This window comes from Pseudoalteromonas sp. SWXJZ10B (genome assembly GCF_015864475.1).
Classification (GTDB): domain Bacteria; phylum Pseudomonadota; class Gammaproteobacteria; order Enterobacterales; family Alteromonadaceae; genus Pseudoalteromonas; species Pseudoalteromonas arctica.
In genome coordinates this window covers 109,337-125,852 of record NZ_JADYXD010000008.1, presented here as the reverse complement: position 1 = coordinate 125,852, position 16,516 = coordinate 109,337, and the positions used below count along the sequence as shown (strand labels likewise).

Genomic DNA, 16,516 nt, shown 5'->3' with positions numbered 1-16,516 from the left:
TAATGGCATGAGCTTTAGGTTTTGAATAGCCCCCTTATTTTTATAATTTAATTCTAGTTAACTTGGGTTTTTATTGAAAAATCGTTGCTTTGGTTTTTATGCAAAGCAGCAAACTGAAACTCTAGGTTTGTAGGATACTCCCTTGTTAATTCGTAACCTTTGTAATATTGCTTTAGCTAGTACCGTGCTGGCGTTGTCAGGCTGTAAAGGCGGGATACTCGATCCAAAAGGGCAGATAGGCATAGATGAGAAAAATTTAATTATCATCGCAACCGTGCTTATGTTGCTTGTAGTCGTTCCCGTTATTGTGATGACTTTGTATTTCGCATGGAAATATAGAGACACGCAAACTCATGAAATTTACGCTCCAAAATGGGCTCATTCAAATAAAATTGAAGCCGCAGTTTGGGCTGTTCCTATTGTTATTGTGATTATTTTAGGTGTTATTACCTGGGTGTCTACCCAAGAGCTAGACCCTTACAAACCCATTGAAGGTAAAGGTAAGCATCTTACTGTTGAAGTGGTGTCATTAAATTGGAAGTGGCTATTTATTTATCCTGAGCAAGGTATTGCTACGGTTAATGAATTAGTGTTTCCGGCAAATGTACCTGTTGAATATAAAATCACGTCAGAGAGCACAATGAATTCATTTTTTATTCCGCAATTGGGTAGTCAAATATACTCAATGGCTGGGATGGAAACCAAGCTTCACTTAATTGCAAATGAGCCAGGTACGTTTAAAGGTTTCTCAGCAAATTACAGTGGTGCAGGTTTTACTGGTATGAAGTTTAATGCCATTGCTACCCCTACTCAAGCTGGTTTTGATAAGTGGGTGAGTGATGTAAAAGCGAATTCAAGCGCTAATAATCTGACTCATGCAAATTATGTTGAGCTTGCAAAAGCGAGCGAAAATAATCCTGTTGCTTATTACGGTAAAGTTGAAGACAGCTTATTTCATACCATTATCATGAAATATATGCAGGCGCATGGCGATATGAATAAAAAGCACAATGCGATGAGCGAACATGGCGAGATGGGTATGCAACATCACGCAATGGACAAACATTCAGCGAAACCATCACACAGCCAGGACGAGGAATAATAATGTCGTTTTTAGGTAAACTTTCACTCGATGCAATACCGTTTCACGAGCCGATTCTTGTGTTTACGATGGCAGCTATTTTAATAGCTGCAATTGTTATTACTGCGCTAATTACAAAGCATAAAAAATGGGGCGTGCTTTGGCGCGACTGGATCACATCTGTGGATCATAAGCGCTTAGGCGTAATGTATATTATTTTAGCTTTAGTAATGCTGTTTCGTGGGTTTTCTGATGCAATAATGATGCGTACTCAGTTAGCACTTGCTACTAGTGGCGCGCCCGGTTATTTACCACCAGAGCACTACGACCAAATATTTACAGCTCACGGCGTAATTATGATCATATTTATGGCGATGCCATTTATGATTGGTTTAATGAACATTGTACTACCACTGCAAATTGGTGCTCGCGATGTTGCCTTTCCATTTTTAAACAATTTAAGTTTTTGGTTAACTACCGGTGGTGCTATTTTAATTAATATGTCGCTGGTTTTTGGTGAGTTTGCTAAAACAGGTTGGGTGGCGTATCCGCCACTTTCGGAGCTGACCTTTAGCCCTGGGGTGGGGGTCGACTATTATATTTGGGCTTTGCAAATATCCGGTCTTGGAACACTCTTAACTGCAGTAAACTTTTTAGCGACCGTTATCAAAATGCGTGCACCAGGCATGACCTTAATGAAAATGCCAATTTTCACATGGACATGTACGTGGGCAAACATCTTAATTGCAGCATCATTCCCAATTTTAACCGCAATGCTTACTATGTTAACGCTTGACCGTTATCTCGATTTCCATTTCTTTACCAATGAATTGGGCGGTAACGCCATGATGTACATCAACCTGTTTTGGGCATGGGGTCATCCTGAGGTATATATTTTAGTATTACCGGCGTTTGGTGTTTTTTCTGAGATTATTTCGACATTTGCAGGTAAGCGTTTATTTGGTTATAAATCGATGGTTTACGCCAGCGGTGCAATCTCTATTTTAGGGTTTATTGTTTGGTTACATCACTTCTTCACAATGGGCTCAAGTGCTAACGTTAACGCGTTCTTTGGGGTAATGACCATGGTTATTGCCGTACCAACAGGCGTTAAGTTGTTTAACTGGCTATTTACTATTTACCGAGGTCGTTTACGTATAACCGTTCCGGTACTTTGGACACTTGGTTTTATGGTTACCTTTACCGTAGGCGGCATGACTGGCGTATTACTTGCTATTCCTGGTGCCGATTACGTACTGCATAATAGCTTATTCTTAATTGCACATTTTCATAATACAATTATCGGTGGTGCTGTATTTGGCTACCTAGCAGGTTTTGTATTTTGGTTCCCTAAAGCGATGGGCTTCAAGCTTAACGAAAAATGGGGCAAGGCATCATTTTGGTGTTGGATTATCGGTTTCTTCGTTGCATTTATGCCGTTGTATGTACTTGGTTTCTTAGGTATGACACGTCGTTTAAACCACACTAATAATCCTGATTGGAACATTTGGCTATACATTGCTGCAGGCGGTGCTGTCATTATTATGTTTGGTATTATTAGCCAAGCAGTTCAATTATATGTGAGCTTTAGAGACCGTGAAGCGCTTGACGATACAACAGGCGATCCGTGGAACGGACACACACTTGAGTGGGCAACAAGCTCACCTCCACAAGTGTATAACTTTGCTACCATTCCGCACATTGATGATATTGATGCATGGACCGACATGAAAGAAAAAGGTCAAGCTTACCAAGATAAGGCAAGCTACAGCCCTATTCATATGCCTAAAAATACATCAGCAGGCGTGCTAATGGCAGCAAGTTTAACCGCATTTTGTTTTGCGATGATCTGGCATATTTGGTGGTTAGCAGCTGTTGGTTTTATTGGCGCAATTGCTTTATTTATCAAACGTTGTTACGCCAGCGATGTTGATTACTATATACAACCTGATGAAATTGCACGAATTGAAGCAGCATACAATTCAAGTGGGAATAAGGAGCTAAAAGCGTGAGTACACTTTCTGCAAATTTAGAATCTGCAAATTTAGAGTCTGTATCTCACGATGATCATGCGCACGAGCATGATCATCACGATACATCGGGCGATACCGTATTCGGTTTTTGGTTATACCTAATGACCGATTGCTTATTATTTGCCTCATTTTTTGCAACCTACGCCGTGTTATTTATGAACACAGCCGGTGGTGTATCGGGTAAAGATATTTTTGAACTCGACTTTGTAGCAGTAGAAACAGCTGCACTACTTATTAGTAGTATTACCTTTGGTTTTGCCATGATTGCCGCTCAAGGGCAAAAAAAGGCGCTCACACTTACTTGGTTATTTATTACGTTTTGTTTAGGTGCTGTGTTTATTGGTATGGAAATATACGAATTTCATCACCTAATAGTGAACGGGCATGGTCCGCAACATAGTGCTTTTTTAACATCGTTTTTCTCATTAGTTGGCTTACATGGTTTACATGTAACAGCCGGTTTAATTTGGATGACCATAATGATGATAGAAGTTGCTAAACGCGGTCTAGGTAAAGCAACCGTAACGCGTTTAAGTTGCTTAAGCCTATTTTGGCACTTCTTAGACATTGTTTGGATTTGTGTATTTACCGTTGTTTATTTAATGGGAGCAATGTAATGAGCCACAGCGAAACGCATGCGTTAAAGCAAACGCACAGTGATCATCATGATGAATCTCATGGCAGTGTTAAAACTTACTTAATTGGCTTTGTGTTATCAGTAATTTTGACAGCCATTCCATTTTGGATGGTAATGGAAGGCGACTTCACAAAGGCAACAACGCTTTGGAGCATTGTTACTTTAGCAATCGTACAAATTTGGGTGCATTTAAAGTACTTTTTACACCTTAATTTTACGACCGAAGATGGCCGTGCAAGTACTTTCTCATTCCTATTCAGTGCTCTGATCATCGTAATGGTGGTTGGGTTATCTGTTTGGATCATTTATGAATCTAACGCAATGATGATGTACTAGGAGTTGAAGATGTTTCGTCGTTATTTATCAGTGACAAAGCCGGGTATTATTATGGGCAATTTGATCAGCGTAGCGGGCGGGTTTTTACTTGCCTCGCGCGGTGATATAAACCCATGGTTAATGATTGCTACATTAATTGGTTTGTCGCTAGTGGTTGCATCAGGTTGTGCTATCAATAATGTTATAGATAGAGACATAGATGTAGCCATGGCGCGTACTCGTACGCGAGTAACAGTAACAGGCGAAATGTCGGCCTTTGCTGCACTTAGTCACGGTATTTTATTGGGTGTTGTGGGCTTTGGTTTACTTATCGCCTATACCACTCAAGCCGCGGTATTTTTTGCAGCCTTTGGCTACGTAATTTATGTAGGGGTTTATAGCCTCTACATGAAGCGTAACTCAGTATATGGCACTTTTGTAGGTAGCCTTTCGGGCGCAGTACCACCAGTAGTCGGTTATTGCGCCGTAACAGGCCAGTTCGATATGGGCGCGTTAATACTGCTGGTTATGTTTAGCTTGTGGCAAATGCCGCACTCTTATGCCATCGCTATTTTTCGCTTTAAAGATTACCAAGCTGCAGGTATTCCAGTATTACCTGTAGCGCAAGGTATCGACAAAGCAAAACGCCACATTGTGCTTTATATTGCTGTATACGCGTTAGTTGTGATGTTACTGCCAATTACTGGCTACACAGGTGCTGCTTTTATGGCTGTTGCTTGTATTACCAGCTTTTGGTGGTTGCTAATGGCACTAAGAGGGTATCGTCGAAATATTGATGTAACCAGTTGGGCACGTAAAGTGTTCGCGTTTTCTATCATTAATATTACAGCGTTAAGTATTGCTATGGCTGTTGACTATCATAGCGTTGCTCCACAGCTATTAACACTTACCTAATTTAAAAACTTTAACATTCCAAAGTTAATCCAAAGGCTCGAAAGAGCCTTTTTTTATGCCTGAATATTGAAATTATTTAGCATTCGTATACTCGCTATTTTACTTTTTAAAATCATCAGCATTGTAATAAAGTGGTTTAAGGGTGCCGCAATTAATAAATTTATAAGTAAGCTCATTTTCAGCTGGGACACGTTTTGAGGTACGAAGCTTTTGCATACATGCATTAACTAAATCGACAAAAATAAGATGGTTATAGCTCGGCGCTTTTTGAATTTTATGAATATAAATACGCTCAGTACCGCTTAGTGTAATCATGTCGTAGTCTTGCCATTGCGATGATTCACTTAATTTTTTTAGTTCTCTGGCATACAGCTGCTTACTCAAGACCAACTCTTTTTTTGAATAAATTAAACTGCCACCTTGTTGATAATCACCCTCGTAAATATCGGCAATAATTGTAATTTCTTCACCACGCATTAAATGCTGAATATTAAACGCTTGTGGCTTTACGGTGATTAACTCGGCATTTCTAACAAAGCCTAAAAATGGAACATCGGGGTTTCCTATTTTATAAACAACTTGCACATCATTGGGTAAATTATAGGTGGGTAAATTCATTGCAATAATAGACGAGCCTTGATTAACCAAAGCCATAGGGTGCTCAGCATTGTAAGCGGGGTCTACCGGTGGAAGTTCTGCTTTTTCTTCTTCAGCTGCGGCAAAGCCACTTAAAGTAATTAGTAATAAAGTAAGTAGTAAGCGCATTATAATCTCAATTAATTTATGAGCTTAAATTGTAGTATAAAGTTTATATTACTTATATTTTTAAACTAAATTTAGACCTATATTATTGTTCAGATATGGAGTGCAACAATGTTCGTGCCTTTAAATGTAGGTTTGCGTCCTCTGGGTTTGACGTATTAGTCAGCCAAATTACATTACCTTCTTTATTTACAAACAATGTAGTAGGTGTGCCTCGTATACCTAATTGCTGTGCTGTTGCATCGGCTTTTACGGCTGTTTTAAAAGTATAACCTCTATCGCTAAGCGCTTTAGCGGGAGTAGCATCGTCATCCTCTTTAAAGCTCACGGCAATAACTTTTAAGCCCATATCATCAATTTTTTGAAGTGCTGGCTGAAGCTTTTTACAGTACGGACACCACGTTGCCCAAAAGTGTAAAACGTAAGGTTGACCTAATAAATCTTGAGTATTGAGTGCAGATCCATCGGCCATTTGTAAATTTAATGTAGGTAATTTAGGGTATGTTGCTTCTGAATTTTTATCTTGTGCGTAAGCTGTAAAACTTAATAAAATGAGTGTAATGGCAATAAAGAATTGTTTCATAATATGTTCGTTCTTATTTTACATATTAAATAAGAACGAGAATTTAACAATTTTATTTCAAACTAAAAGCGAGCGGCTTGCTCAACAACAATAGCATGGCGTTTAGCGAGGCGAAGATGGTCTTTATCGTAGCCACCACCTATTACTGTAGCAACGGGTGTATTGTGTTCAAGGCAGCGTTTTAGCACTAAATGGTCGCGCTTAACTATGCCATCCCAGCTTATATCTAATTTACCCAAGCCATCGCCTTGCCAAATATCAACGCCAGCATCGTAAAGTACCAAGCTTGGGTTTAGCTCTTTAAGTAAATAACTCAAGGTGTCGTCAACTACGGCAAGGTATTCGTCGTCTTTCATATTATCGGCTAAGCCAATATCTAAATCGCTAGCGGATTTTCTGAAAGGGAAGTTTTTTTCACAATGGATAGAGCAAGTATAAGCGTATGCTTGATGCTGTAACATTGCGGCTGTGCCATCACCTTGGTGCACGTCTAAATCAAAAATAAGTACGTTAGTTACTTCACCCGATTCAATTAAAGTTTGCGTGGTAAAGGCTAAATCGTTAACCATGCAGTAGCCTGAGCCAAAATCGGTATGCGCATGGTGTGTACCACCGGCTAAGTGGCAGGCTATACCATGTTTAAGTGCTAAACGAGCTGTTTGCAAAGTACCTTGAGGTGCTGTAAAGGTACGTGCCATAAGCTCTTTTGACCAAGGTAGGCCAATGCGACGCATTGCTTTTTCATCTAAGCGGTTATTCCACAAATCATGTATGTAATTTTCGCAGTGTATTAGCTCCAGTGGCTCTGGCGTGCCTAATATTGGCTCAACCAGGTTATCGCCAATCAAACCAAGCTTTGCTACATGCTGATATAAATGTGCAAACTTACTCATTGCAAAACGATGCTTTGGATCGAAATTAAACGAGTAGTTAGGGTGATACACCAAAGGTAAATGTGGATTTAAAGTCATGTTTGCACAAGTTAAAAAGTTTGCACTATGGTAATCAACTAATCCAAATGAGTCTATTCTTGTGTGTCGTGAATCAACATAGCGAGTTCGCGATGTAATAGTTCGTCATCAGCTAAGTTTAGCTCTATTAAACGCTTTAAATAAGTAATGCTGTCTATATCAATATGGTGGCACTTTAAACCAATATGATCCGCTTCTATATGGCACACCACAACCTCCATTTTTATTTCTATTTCGCTTTGAGGCAGCGAAAAACGCAGAACAGCTTGGCTATTTTGGTTGCCAATAAAAGCATCACATTTAGTGATTAATGCGCCATGCAAAGATACATCAAGTAATTTACATGGGTATTGGTGATCATTAAAAATCACTTGTGCATCGGTTGAAAATAAAACACGAGAAAACTGACGACGATTTTGCATAACCTAATTTAGCCTTACTATTTTTATAATAAATTAAGCATAGCGGGTAATTCTCTACATGCTAGCAGGATATGCTCCTGTAATGCTGGTGGCATAAAAAAGCCCCGCATAAATGCAGGGCTTAGTTTTACTGTAATAAATTAGCTACAGTAAATATTAACCAATTTTTTTGTACTTAATACGTTTAGGTTCAGTTGCTGCTGCACCTAGTGTCTTTTTAAGCCACTCTTCGTATTCAGTATAGTTACCATCAAAGAAGTTAATTTGACCTTCGTCGCGGTAATCTAAAATGTGCGTAGCAATACGGTCAAGGAACCAACGGTCATGCGAGATACACATTACGCAACCAGGGAACTCTAAAATAGCGTTCTCTAGCGCACGTAATGTTTCAACGTCCAAGTCATTGGTTGGCTCATCGAGTAGTAACACATTGCCGCCAGCTTTTAATAACTTAGCAAGGTGTAAACGGTTACGCTCACCACCTGATAGGTCTTTAACAAACTTTTGCTGATCGTTACCTTTAAAGTTAAAGCGACTTACATACGCACGACTTTGGAACTCAAAGTTACCAATTTTTAGTACGTCTTGGCCGTCTGATATTTCTTGGAAAACAGTTTTGCTTTCGTCCATACCGTCGCGGAACTGATCAACAGTAGCAAGGTGTACGCTTTCGCCAACGGTAATGCTACCGCTGTCTTGCTTTTGCTCACCACTGATCATTTTAAACAGCGTTGATTTACCCGCGCCATTGGCACCAATAATGCCCACAATGGCACCTTTTGGCATGCTAAAGCTTAAATCGTCAATTAAAACGCGATCGCCAAAACTCTTACGAAGATTCGTTACTTCAAGCACTTGATCGCCTAAGCGCGGGCCAGGTGGAATAAACATCTCGTTAGTTTCGTTACGTTTTTGGTAATCAGACTGCTGCATTTCAGTAAACTGAGCCATACGTGCTTTTGACTTAGCTTGGCGACCTTTAGGGTTTGAACGAACCCATTCAAGTTCTTGCGCAATTGATTTTTGACGTGCTTTTTCAGATTTTTGTTCTTGCTGTAAGCGCGCATCTTTTTGTTCAAGCCAAGAAGAGTAGTTACCTTCCCATGGAATACCTTCACCACGGTCAAGCTCTAATATCCAACCAGCTACATTATCAAGGAAGTAACGGTCATGCGTAACCGCCACAACAGTGCCTTCGTAATCGTGTAAAAAGCGCTCTAACCATGCAACCGACTCAGCATCCAAGTGGTTAGTAGGTTCATCGAGAATAAGCATGTCTGGTTTTTCAAGCAGTAATCGACATATAGCAACACGACGACGCTCACCACCTGAAAGGTGCTCAATTTTAGCATCCCATTCTGGCAGGCGAAGTGCATCAGCAGCACGCTCTAAAACGTTATCAATGTTGTGACCATCGTGCGCCTGAATAACAGCTTCAAGCTCGCCTTGCTCTTTTGCAAGTGCGTCAAAGTCAGCGTCTTCCATGGCGTATTCGTTATACACTTCGTCAAGACGTTTAAGTGCGTGTTTAACTTCGCCAACAGCTTCTTCAACAATTTCACGAACTGTTTTGCTTTCGTCTAAAACAGGCTCTTGCGGTAAATAACCAATTTTTGTACCAGGCTGAGGATGTGCATCACCTTCAAAATCTTGGTCAACACCGGCCATAATACGTAGTAACGTAGATTTACCAGAACCGTTTAAACCAAGCACACCAATTTTAGCGCCAGGAAAAAAATGTAACGAAATATCTTTTAAGATAGTGCGCTTAGGTGGCACAACCTTAGATACTCGACTCATCGAGAATATAAATTTATCAGGTAAAACCATGGAGGAAAGCCTTCAAATAATAATAAAAATTTCAATGTTGTATTGTAGTGGCTGACAGGTGAAACAGTCAACGAATGGCGGGTTTTAAAGCACTAAAGCATGCTTGTAAGTAAAGTATAAAATCATGAATAAATTTCATTTAGACATCTATACATCTAGAGGTTGATATTTTTTACTTTCAGTTCATAATTAAGCTTCGGTTTTTATGAGCAGGAGTAAAGTATGCCAATTACAGTAAAAGACGAGTTGCCGGCAATTGCACGTTTACGTCAAGAAAACGTATTTGTAATGCCTAAAACACGTGCAAAAACGCAAGAAATACGCCCAATGCGTTTGGCTATTTTAAACTTAATGCCTAATAAAGTAGAAACCGAAGTTCAGTTTATCCGCTTGCTTGCCAACTCGCCTTTGCAAGTAAACGTAGAGCTGCTGCGCCTCGACACTCACCGCAGTAGTAGCAACTCAGAAGAGCACCTTGATACCTTTTATCGTTATTTTTCTGAGGTTAAAGACAACAATTACGACGCATTAATAGTAACTGGCGCGCCACTTGCGCATTTAGAATACGACGATGTAGCGTATTGGGATGAGCTAAAGGTCATTATTGATTGGGCTGAGCAACACGTTACCTCTACGTTATTTTCGTGCTGGGCAGCACATGCAGCGCTATACCATCGTTACAATTTAAAGCGCGATTTAAAAGACGACAAACTGTGTGGCGTATTTACTCACCAATGTTACTTTGATCACGGCGCACTGACTCGCGGGTTCGACGACACCTTTTTAGTACCGCACTCACGCTATGGTCACATTGATATAAATAAAATAAACGCCTGCGATGAGCTAGTTGTACTGGCAGGTTCTGAGCGAGTAGGGGCTTACTTACTTAAAAATAAATCGGGTAGCCAAGTGTTTATAACCGGTCACCCTGAGTATGACGCCAACTCGCTAAAAGCAGAATACGACCGCGATTGTAAAAAAAGCCCTAATGCACCAAAACCCGAAAATTATTTTCCGGATGACGATGCAACCAAACAACCTTCAAAAACGTGGCAAAGCCATGCTTTTTTACTTTTTTCGAACTGGTTAAATTACTACGTGTACCAAACCACACCGTATGATATTAATTTAGTTAGCCAAGACGTGAGGACTAACAACTATGCCGAATAACGCTCCTACAAATAATAAGCAAGCCGAAATAAGCGCCGCATTAAAAGAACGCATTTTAATTTTAGATGGCGCTATGGGCACCATGATCCAAGATCATAAGCTAGAAGAAGAAGACTATCGCGGAGAGCGTTTTAAAGACTGGCATGTATTAATTAAAGGTAATAACGATTTATTAAGCCTAACCAAGCCTAATTTAATCACTGATATTCATCGTGGTTTTTTATCAGCGGGCGCCGATATTATCGAAACCAATACGTTTAACTCGACCACTATTTCGATGGAAGATTACGACATGGCAAGCCTAAGTCGTGAAATAAACCTAGAGTCGGCTAAATTAGCACGCGCCATTTGTGATGAATTTACGGCTAAAACGCCAGAAAAACCACGTTATGTAGCCGGTGTTTTAGGGCCGACATCTAAAACGTGTTCAATTTCGCCAGACGTAAACGATCCGGGTTACCGAAATGTCACCTTTGACAAGCTGGTTACTGCGTATATTGAATCAACACTTGCATTAATGGAAGGCGGCGCCGATTTAATACTAATCGAAACTATATTCGATACCCTTAACGCAAAAGCCGCCTCGTTTGGCGTAGAAGAAGCCTTTGAGCAAGCAGGACGTAAATTACCAGTTATGATTTCGGGTACTATTACCGACGCCTCTGGTCGTACGCTTTCGGGGCAAACAACCGAAGCATTTTATAATTCTATTCGCCATATTAAGCCTATTTCAATTGGTTTAAACTGTGCGCTTGGTCCTGATTTACTGCGCCAGTATGTAGAAGAGTTATCGCGCGTGTGCGAAACCTTTACATCGGTACATCCTAATGCGGGCTTACCAAATGAGTTTGGTGAATACGACTTAGAAGCGGGCGATATGGCAACCGAAATTATCGATTGGGGTAAATCGGGCTTTATTAATATAGTAGGCGGATGCTGTGGCACCACGCCTGCGCATATTCGCGCTTTTGCAAAAGGTTTAGCGGGCGTTAAACCACGCCAGCTACCAGAGCTTGAAGTACGCATGCGTTTATCAGGCCTTGAAGCCTGTAACTTAAATTAAGGAGCCAGCATGACCCAACAAATAGCAGTATTTACTAATGTCGGCGAACGTACCAATGTAACGGGTTCTGCCATGTTTAAACGTTTAATCATGGAAGAAGACTTTGAAGCCGCGCTAACAGTGGCACGCGAACAAGTAGAAAATGGCGCACAGGTTATTGATATAAACATGGACGAAGCCATGTTGGACTCAAAAGCCGCCATGGTTAAGTTTTTAAACTTAATAGCCTCAGAGCCTGATATTTCTCGCGTACCAATTATGGTCGACTCCTCAAAATGGGAAGTAATAGAAGCAGGCTTAAAGTGTATTCAAGGCAAGGCAATTGTTAACTCAATATCGCTAAAAGAGGGTGAAGAGCCGTTTATTCGCCAAGCTAAAATAATAAAACGCTTTGGTGCAGCCGCTGTTGTAATGGCGTTTGATACCGACGGGCAAGCCGACACGGCAGACCGTAAGTTCGCAATATGTGCGCGCAGTTATAAAATATTGGTAGAAGACATTGGCTTTGCGCCAGAAGATATTATATTCGACCCTAATATATTTGCCGTAGCCACCGGTATTGAAGAGCACGATAACTACGCCGTAGAATTTATTGAAGGCACTCGCCGTATTAAGCAAAATTTGCCGCACTGTAAAGTGTCGGGCGGTGTATCAAATGTATCGTTTTCGTTTAGGGGTAATAACCCCGTACGTGAAGCTATTCACTCGGTGTTTTTATATCACGCTATTCAAGCTGGTATGGATATGGGTATTGTAAATGCAGGGCAACTAGCCGTTTACGACGACATACCAGAAGAGTTACGCAAAGCCGTTACAGACGTAATACTTAACACCGACTCAGGCGCAGGCGAGCGTTTAGTAGAGCTTGCACCAAAATACTCGGGTATGGCGCAAGCCGAGCGAGTAGAAGATTTAGAGTGGCGCACATGGCCTGTTGCAAAACGCCTTGAGCACGCGCTTGTTAAAGGTATTACTACCTTTATAGATGAAGATACCGAAGAATGCCGCGCCGCAGCAGCTAAACCTATTCACGTAATTGAAGGGCCGTTAATGGACGGCATGAACGTAGTAGGCGACTTATTTGGCGCAGGAAAAATGTTTTTACCACAAGTTGTTAAATCGGCGCGCGTAATGAAGCGAGCCGTAGCCTACCTAGACCCCTACATTGAGCTTGAAAAAGAAGAAGGCTCAACTAACGGTAAAATAGTGATGGCGACCGTAAAAGGTGACGTACACGACATAGGTAAAAATATTGTGGGTGTTGTACTGCAATGTAATAACTATGAAGTAATCGATTTAGGTGTAATGGTACCTGCCGATAAAATACTGCAAACCGCAATCGATGAAAAAGCCGATATTATTGGGTTGTCGGGCTTAATTACCCCATCGCTTGACGAAATGGTGCACGTAGCAAAAGAAATGAAACGCCGTGGCTTTGAGCTCCCATTAATGATTGGTGGCGCTACTACTTCTAAAGCGCATACTGCCGTTAAAATTGAGCCACAGTACGACAAGGGCGTAGTGTACGTAAGTAACGCCAGCCGTGCAGTAGGTGTGGTATCAAGCTTGTTATCTAAAGAGCTAAAACCTGCCTTTTTAGAAAAAACAAAAGCCGAGTATGTAAAAGTACGCGAGCAACAAGCGCGTAAAAAACCACGTTCTAAGCCTGTTACAATCCAGCGCGCACGCGATAACGCAGCACAACTCGATTGGGATAACTACACGCCACCAGTGCCTAAAAAGCTTGGCGTGATCGAGTTTAAAAACGTATCAATCGCTACTTTGCGTAAATACATAGATTGGACGCCATACTTTATGACGTGGTCAATCGCCGGTAAATACCCGCGCATAATGACCGATGAAGTCGTAGGCGAGCAAGCGCAAAGCTTATTTAAAGACGCTAACGACATGTTAGACGACCTTGAAAAAGCCGGCAGTTTGCAACCACTTGGCGTAATAGGTTTATTCCCTGCTAACCGCGTTGGGGACGACATAGAAATATACACCGACGAAACACGCAAAACGCTGTTAACTACTTCATGCCATTTACGTCAGCAAACCGAAAAAACCGACTTTGCTAACTACTGCCTAGCCGACTACATAGCACCCAAAGGCACACCAGACTATTTTGGCGCGTTTGCAGTAACAGGCGGTTTAGAAGAGGACGACTTAGCAAATGCGTTTGACGCACAGCAAGACGACTACAACAAAATAATGATTAAAGCGGTTGCCGACAGACTCGCAGAAGCGTTTGCAGAATACCTACACGAAAAAGTACGTAAAGAGTATTGGGGTTTTGCACCAGACGAAAACCTAGCAAACGATGAGCTAATACGCGAAAACTACCAAGGTATTCGCCCAGCGCCAGGTTACCCTGCGTGCCCAGAGCACACCGAGAAAAAGAAAATTTGGCAGTTGCTCGACACCGAAAAACGCATTGGCATGCAGTTAACCAGCTCATACGCCATGTGGCCAGGTGCTGCTGTTTCAGGTTGGTACTTTTCACACCCAGAAGCTAAGTACTACGCAGTAGCAGCGGTACAACGCGATCAAGTAGAAGACTACGCTAAACGAACTAATATGACGCTCGCAGAGGCAGAAAGATGGCTATCGCCTAACTTGGGGTATGATCCGGAGTAAATAGAACAGCTGTCCGTTAAAACAAAAGCGAGCTTAATTAAGCTCGCTTTTTTGTTTTTGTCACACGACATTAATAAATATTGTTCTGGTGAAAAATAATAAAGACCTGTTCTTATCCAAATAATCATATATTTACAAAAAGTTTATTTAGTGAAATTATTAAACAAACGAATATAAGCATTTTTGGGATGTTATAACTCCTCCAAAAGTGGAACATAATAGGCTATTTAATGCTTATAGATAAGGAGAATGAAGTGAACGATGTAGTATCATTTGCTGATGAAAGTGGAATTTCAAAAGGATCACCTTGTTATACTATCGGTATCTTAAATGTTCCAAGTGGATATTTAGATGAATTCAATTTTAAAATTGAACAAATTTATAAATCGAGTGGGATTCGAGGTGAGATAAAATGGGAAAAAATAAGAAAAAGCTCAGGACAGATTAATTTATGCTTAAATATCTTAAAGTTTGTACTAAGTAGCCCGTGTACTTTCCATGCCATTGCGGTATCAAAAGCGCCTTATCAAAAATGGCATAGAGATGAAGAAGCGGCTTTTTACACAACGTATAATCAACTTCTAAATCAAAGTAGTAAAGGTTTAAACGCTAACTTTAAAGTATATATAGACCAGAAAAGTACAAAATATCCTAAACAAGATGAAGTAATTCAAATTATTACTAATCATATGCTTGCTAAATTACCAACATCTTCAAAAATTGAGCTTGTATCTATGCAGGACTCTAAGCTCCATTGGGGTTTACAGGCTGTTGATATACTAACTGGGGCAGTTAATACTGGTTATCTTTTATATTTCAACCCCAAATCTGATATGCAAATGGCAAAAAAACTAGCCACTTTTCGAATGGCTTCAATTTTAGGTTGGGATCAATTAGCCTACGATACTAGACCAAATAATATGTTTAACATTTGGCATTTTCCAATAGAAACTAGAGCTATACCAGACACTAGAGATATAGTTCCCAATTTTGCAGTACCAAATGTTAGCAGAGCAGAATATGAAGTTATAACAGGCTCTTAATAAGGTTTTAAACGAACTGTACTTAGGGAGAACTTTGTAATTTTACTCGCTTCTGTTTCATTTCGTACTTAATAACAAAAGGGCTCAAATCTTTCATTTTCAATGACTTTAATTGAAGGACTATCAATGAAGTATCTAAATTACATATTCCTTTGCTTATCTCTACTTTTCACATCTAGCACATTTGCGCTTGAGCAAAAATATCACGAGAGCGTTTTACCTGTTATTGCTGCTTTTAAAACGCATGATAAAACTGCGATTGCTGCACTTATTAGCTACCCGCTAAAACGACAGTACCCCATACCTGACATTAAAAATGAAGCTGAGTTTATTAACCGCTTTGATGAAGTGTTTGACGATGAACTCGCCAAAGTTATTGCCGCCTCAAACATTAATACCGATTGGGATAAAGTTGGTTGGCGCGGCATTATGCTAAATAACGGCGTTATGTGGGTTGATACTGACGGTAAAATTATTGCTGTAAATACACAAAATACTAAAGAGCAGGCACTTGCTAAAAGCTTAATCGAACACGATAAGCAATCCTTGCACGCAAGTATCAACACTTTTGAAAAACCAGTACTTGATTGGAAAACGGCTAACTACCATATTCGTGTTGATGATTTAGGGGGGCATAATTATCGGTATGCATCGTGGGGTATTAATAAAAAGCCAAGTGATAAGCCTGATATGGTTTTACTAAACGGCGATATTACATTTGAGGGTAGCGGCGGGAATCATCACTATACGTTTAAAAATGGTCGCTATAGTTATGTGCTACAAGTAACCATTATTGGCTACGATACATCACCACCAGGTTGGCTTGAAGTTTATAAAGACGATGAGCGATTACTATTTGAAGATGTTATAAGCACTCATTAATGTATGTTTTAGTATGCTTGATAATGTAGATCTGTTTTTAACAGTAAAACGTTCTAATAATTAGTATTTTTATAAAATAGATCTAAGTGGTAGGCTAAAAGTAGTAAGTATAAAATAGTAAGTAATTAAAAATAGTTCTCGCGCAACAAGGAACCCTCCTGTAAAGCGC

At 40.3% G+C, this 16,516-nt stretch carries 15 protein-coding genes; 10 read left to right on the top strand and 5 right to left on the bottom strand.

The window, feature by feature from the left end:
• The first annotated feature begins 142 nt into the window (after window positions 1–142).
• Genes cyoA through cyoE form a run of 5 tightly spaced genes read left to right on the top strand, consistent with a single transcriptional unit; the run spans window position 143 to window position 4,981 of the window.
• Window positions 143–1,102: a ubiquinol oxidase subunit II gene (gene cyoA / locus I6F54_RS09950; protein WP_165728486.1), complete on the top strand. Its 960-nt coding sequence runs from the start codon at window positions 143–145 to the stop codon at window positions 1,100–1,102.
• A 2-nt stretch (window positions 1,103–1,104) separates the two neighbouring features.
• Window positions 1,105–3,093 (top strand): cytochrome o ubiquinol oxidase subunit I, encoded by a 1,989-nt coding sequence (gene cyoB, locus I6F54_RS09945; protein ID WP_165728487.1) that lies wholly within the window; start codon window positions 1,105–1,107, stop codon window positions 3,091–3,093.
• The gene (gene cyoC, locus I6F54_RS09940; protein WP_165728488.1) at window positions 3,090–3,731 is read left to right on the top strand and encodes a cytochrome o ubiquinol oxidase subunit III; all 642 of its coding nucleotides are present in this window, start codon (window positions 3,090–3,092) and stop codon (window positions 3,729–3,731) included. Before cyoB ends, cyoC begins: the two co-directional genes overlap by 4 nt.
• Complete coding sequence (gene cyoD / locus I6F54_RS09935) at window positions 3,731–4,087, top strand: cytochrome o ubiquinol oxidase subunit IV (protein ID WP_197141201.1); 357 nt, start codon at window positions 3,731–3,733, stop codon at window positions 4,085–4,087. The genes cyoC and cyoD overlap by 1 nt, the downstream gene beginning before the upstream one ends.
• Window positions 4,088–4,096: 9 nt before the next feature.
• Complete coding sequence (gene cyoE, locus I6F54_RS09930) at window positions 4,097–4,981, top strand: heme o synthase (RefSeq protein ID WP_197119093.1); 885 nt, start codon at window positions 4,097–4,099, stop codon at window positions 4,979–4,981.
• Window positions 4,982–5,080: 99 nt separating this feature from the next.
• Here cyoE and I6F54_RS09925 read toward each other — a convergent pair whose 3' ends face one another.
• The 5 genes from I6F54_RS09925 to ettA form a co-directional block, all read right to left on the bottom strand.
• The gene (locus I6F54_RS09925) at window positions 5,081–5,746 is read right to left on the bottom strand and encodes a hypothetical protein (RefSeq protein ID WP_165740402.1); all 666 of its coding nucleotides are present in this window, start codon (window positions 5,744–5,746) and stop codon (window positions 5,081–5,083) included.
• 82 nt (window positions 5,747–5,828) lie between these two features.
• A complete protein-coding gene (locus tag I6F54_RS09920; RefSeq protein WP_197141199.1) occupies window positions 5,829–6,326 on the bottom strand; it encodes a TlpA family protein disulfide reductase in 498 nt (165 codons plus the stop codon).
• Between the two features lie 62 nt (window positions 6,327–6,388).
• Window positions 6,389–7,297 (bottom strand): histone deacetylase family protein, encoded by a 909-nt coding sequence (locus I6F54_RS09915; RefSeq protein ID WP_021032146.1) that lies wholly within the window; start codon window positions 7,295–7,297, stop codon window positions 6,389–6,391.
• Window positions 7,298–7,350: 53 nt separating this feature from the next.
• Window positions 7,351–7,719 (bottom strand): PilZ domain-containing protein, encoded by a 369-nt coding sequence (locus tag I6F54_RS09910; RefSeq protein WP_007581201.1) that lies wholly within the window; start codon window positions 7,717–7,719, stop codon window positions 7,351–7,353.
• Window positions 7,720–7,875: 156 nt separating this feature from the next.
• A complete protein-coding gene (gene ettA, locus I6F54_RS09905) occupies window positions 7,876–9,549 on the bottom strand; it encodes an energy-dependent translational throttle protein EttA (protein ID WP_007581203.1) in 1,674 nt (557 codons plus the stop codon).
• 222 nt (window positions 9,550–9,771) lie between these two features.
• On the opposite strand from ettA, the gene I6F54_RS09900 reads away from it, so the two are divergent.
• From I6F54_RS09900 to I6F54_RS09880, 5 genes are all read left to right on the top strand, one after another.
• Window positions 9,772–10,719 carry a homoserine O-succinyltransferase gene (locus tag I6F54_RS09900; RefSeq protein ID WP_197141197.1) on the top strand — a complete coding sequence of 316 codons (948 nt, stop codon included), beginning with the start codon at window positions 9,772–9,774 and terminating at the stop codon, window positions 10,717–10,719.
• Window positions 10,709–11,782: a homocysteine S-methyltransferase family protein gene (locus I6F54_RS09895; RefSeq protein WP_101163016.1), complete on the top strand. Its 1,074-nt coding sequence runs from the start codon at window positions 10,709–10,711 to the stop codon at window positions 11,780–11,782. The genes I6F54_RS09900 and I6F54_RS09895 overlap by 11 nt, the downstream gene beginning before the upstream one ends.
• A gap of 9 nt (window positions 11,783–11,791) precedes the next feature.
• The gene (gene metH, locus I6F54_RS09890) at window positions 11,792–14,422 is read left to right on the top strand and encodes a methionine synthase (RefSeq protein ID WP_197141195.1); all 2,631 of its coding nucleotides are present in this window, start codon (window positions 11,792–11,794) and stop codon (window positions 14,420–14,422) included.
• Window positions 14,423–14,676: 254 nt separating this feature from the next.
• A complete protein-coding gene (locus I6F54_RS09885) occupies window positions 14,677–15,465 on the top strand; it encodes a DUF3800 domain-containing protein (protein WP_165728500.1) in 789 nt (262 codons plus the stop codon).
• 126 nt (window positions 15,466–15,591) lie between these two features.
• Window positions 15,592–16,347 (top strand): hypothetical protein, encoded by a 756-nt coding sequence (locus I6F54_RS09880; protein ID WP_197141187.1) that lies wholly within the window; start codon window positions 15,592–15,594, stop codon window positions 16,345–16,347.
• Window positions 16,348–16,516 lie beyond the last annotated feature (169 nt).